The 2,799-nt window shown below is 69.8% G+C and carries 5 protein-coding genes; 2 read left to right on the top strand and 3 right to left on the bottom strand.

All coding sequences use genetic code 11. From position 1 onward, the window contains the following. Together AC2VNT_RS10800 and crgA are read right to left on the bottom strand one after the other, a co-directional pair. Positions 1–280 (bottom strand): PH domain-containing protein (locus tag AC2VNT_RS10800; protein WP_486946851.1); only part of this gene is annotated, 280 nt, incomplete at its 3' end. A 120-nt stretch (positions 281–400) separates the two neighbouring features. After that, complete coding sequence (gene crgA, locus AC2VNT_RS10795; RefSeq protein WP_486946849.1) at positions 401–682, bottom strand: cell division protein CrgA; 282 nt, start codon at positions 680–682, stop codon at positions 401–403. Between the two features lie 109 nt (positions 683–791). On the opposite strand from crgA, the gene AC2VNT_RS10790 reads away from it, so the two are divergent. Both AC2VNT_RS10790 and AC2VNT_RS10785 read left to right on the top strand, forming a co-directional pair. Then, positions 792–1,538: a DUF881 domain-containing protein gene (locus tag AC2VNT_RS10790; RefSeq protein WP_486946850.1), complete on the top strand. Its 747-nt coding sequence runs from the start codon at positions 792–794 to the stop codon at positions 1,536–1,538. Between the two features lie 35 nt (positions 1,539–1,573). Beyond that, positions 1,574–2,266, top strand: a complete 693-nt coding sequence (locus AC2VNT_RS10785) for an aminodeoxychorismate/anthranilate synthase component II (protein WP_486946848.1) — start codon at positions 1,574–1,576, stop codon at positions 2,264–2,266. Here AC2VNT_RS10785 and AC2VNT_RS10780 read toward each other — a convergent pair. After that, positions 2,244–2,799 (bottom strand): PASTA domain-containing protein (locus tag AC2VNT_RS10780; RefSeq protein WP_486946847.1); only part of this gene is annotated, 556 nt, incomplete at its 5' end. The genes AC2VNT_RS10785 and AC2VNT_RS10780 overlap by 23 nt on opposite strands.

Below are 2,799 nucleotides of genomic sequence, written 5' to 3'. Positions count from 1 at the left end.
GGCGGAACTGGCTGATCCGGATGCTGTCGATCGCCGCCGGCGGCAACAGGCGGGACTGCCGCCAGCCGCGGACCAGCAAGCCGTCCGCGGTGATAGCCAGCTTCGGTCGGGCACGCCAGGATCCCGCGGCAAACACCAGCAGGCCCAGCCCGGCGATGCCCAGCAGAATCCGGCCGGGAGGATCTGTGGCATAGGTCACAGCGAAGGTAGCCAGCAGCGCGCCACCGGCGGCACAACCAGCAATTCCTCCGGCCGGCGGCGCCCATTGTGTTTGCTGCATCTGGTTTGCCACCTCTACCTGCGGGGATACACGTTATCTACAGGGGTTGTCCACATTGGGGAGAATCACAAACGTGTGATTGCGGCGGCGGGTTTGCCGTCCGACGGCGGGGTCGACGCCTCAGCGCCAGCGCATGGTCAGCAACAGCCCGGCGATCATGAACGCGAAGGCGATGGCGTAGTTCCACGGCCCCAGCTCGGACATCCACAGCAGTGCCGCAGCGGTGTCGTACCCGGTTGCGGCGAGTTGGTACACCATCAACCAGACCAGGCCGACCAGCATCAGGCCGCAGAAGAAGACCACAAACCAGACGCTCGACGGGCCGGCCTTGACCTTGACCGGGGTGCGGCTCACCGAACTGGTGGTGAAGCTGCTCTTCTTGCGAACCTTGGATTTGGGCATGCATACCTCAGGACGGTGCGACGATAAGCGGGAAACGGTGTTCGGGTAGAGACTAACGCAGTCGCGAGCCCGGCGATCCAGACGGGAACGGAAACCGATCGTGCAGCTTGTGCAGGCCACCGGGCGCCGCTCGCCGTGGCGGTTCGGCGTGCCGGTGGCCTGCCTGCTGGCGGGTCTGCTGCTGTCGGCCACCCACGGCGTCTCCGGCGGGAAGGAGATCCGCCGCGGTGATGCCCCCCGGCTGGTCGACCTGGTGCGGACCACCCAGGCCGCGGTGGACCGGTTGAACGCCGAACGGGACGTGCTGGCCACCGCGATCGGGTCCGTGCACGGCCGCTCCGCCGGCACCGCGCTGACGGCAATGGGTAAGCGGGCGGCGCAGCTGGCCGGGCCGGCCGGCCTGGACACCGTGCACGGGCCGGGCCTGGTGGTGGTGCTCACCGACGCCCAGCGCGACGCCAACGGCCGGTTTCCCCGGGACGCCTCCCCCGACGACTTGGTGGTCCACCAGCAAGACATCGAAGGCGTGCTCAATGCGCTCTGGCACGGTGGCGCCGAAGCCGTCCAGATGCAGGACCAGCGGATCATCGCGACGTCCGCGCCGCGGTGCGTCGGGAACACCCTGCTGCTCAACGGGCGGACCTACAGCCCGCCGTACGTGCTGACCGCAATCGGCGACCCGGCCGCGCTGCAGGCCGCCCTGGCCGCAGCGCCACTGGTCACCCTGTACAAGCAGTATGTGATCCGGTTCGGCCTGGGCTACAGCGAGCAGCCCGGCGAGGACCTGACCGTCGCCGGGGGCGGTGAACCGGCCCGGATGCGGTTCGCCACCGCGGCCGGACCCCTGGACTACTAGCTAAGGCCCGCCCGACCCGGCGGTAGCCTGTGACGATGCGGATCCTGGTCGTGGACAACTACGACAGCTTCGTGTTCAACCTGGTGCAGTACCTGGGCCAGCTCGGCGTCGAGGCTGCGGTCTGGCGCAACGACGACGCCAGGCTGGCCGACCCGGTCGGTGCCGTCGCGGCCGTCGACGGGGTGCTGCTCAGCCCGGGGCCGGGCACCCCGGAGCGGGCCGGCGCGTCGGTGAGCCTGGTGCACGCCTGCGCGACCACCCGCACCCCGCTGCTGGGGGTGTGTCTGGGCCACCAGGCGATCGGCGTTGCGTTCGGCGCCACCGTGGGCCGCGCCCCGGAGCTGCTGCACGGCAAGACCAGCACCGTCTTCCACCGCGACACCGGCGTGCTGCGGGGTCTGCCGGACCCGTTCACCGCGACCCGGTATCACTCGCTGACGATTCTGCCGGAGACGCTGCCGGCCGGCCTCGCGGTGACGGCGCGCACCCGCGGCGGGGTGATCATGGGCGTCGAGCACACCGAACTGCCGATCCACGGGGTGCAGTTCCACCCGGAGTCGATCCTCACCGAAGGGGGACACCGGATGCTGGCCAACTGGCTGTCCTACTGCGGCCGGGCCTGTGACGAGACGCTGGTGCGCCGGCTGGACGACGAGGTGGCCGAGACGGTGCACGCCGCTCGGGCGGACGCTGTCCCGCCGCCGGCTACTGGCCGAACCTCAGCGTGATGCTGCCGTCGGTGTTGACGCCCTGACCGGGCGCCGGACTCTGGAAGAGCACCCGGTTGTGGCCGCTGCCGCCGGCGTCGACGTCGGAGCCCTTGACCAGTGTCCCGGTCCAGCCCAACGAACGCAGCTGCGGCTCGGCGTCGGTCCAGAACATCCCGGTCAGATCCGGCATGACGAACTGGTTGCCCCGCGACACCCGGAGCTCGATCACCGAGTCGACCGGCGCAGTCTCGCCGGCACCCGGGTGGGTGCTCACCACCTCGCCGGCGGGTCGGGGGCTGTCCACCGACGACTCGGTGAACTTGGTGAAACCGTAGACGGTCAGGTTCTTCCGCGCCAGCTCGACGCTCTGGCCGGAGACGTCGGGCACGGCCTTGGCCTCGGGCCCGGAGCCGACCACGATGACGATCTCGTTGGTGATCGCCGAGGTCTGGTCGGCGGGCGGATTGGTGGAGAGCACCTTGTCCTTCTGCTCCGGTGTGGACGGTGCGCTGGCCTGCTTGAACTTGGTGAACCCGGCCGCCTTGAGTTTC

The organism is Mycobacterium sp. TH-M15, from assembly GCF_057473705.1.
The sequence above is the reverse complement of the archived record's forward strand: the minus strand, read 5'-3'. Positions and strand labels throughout refer to the sequence as shown.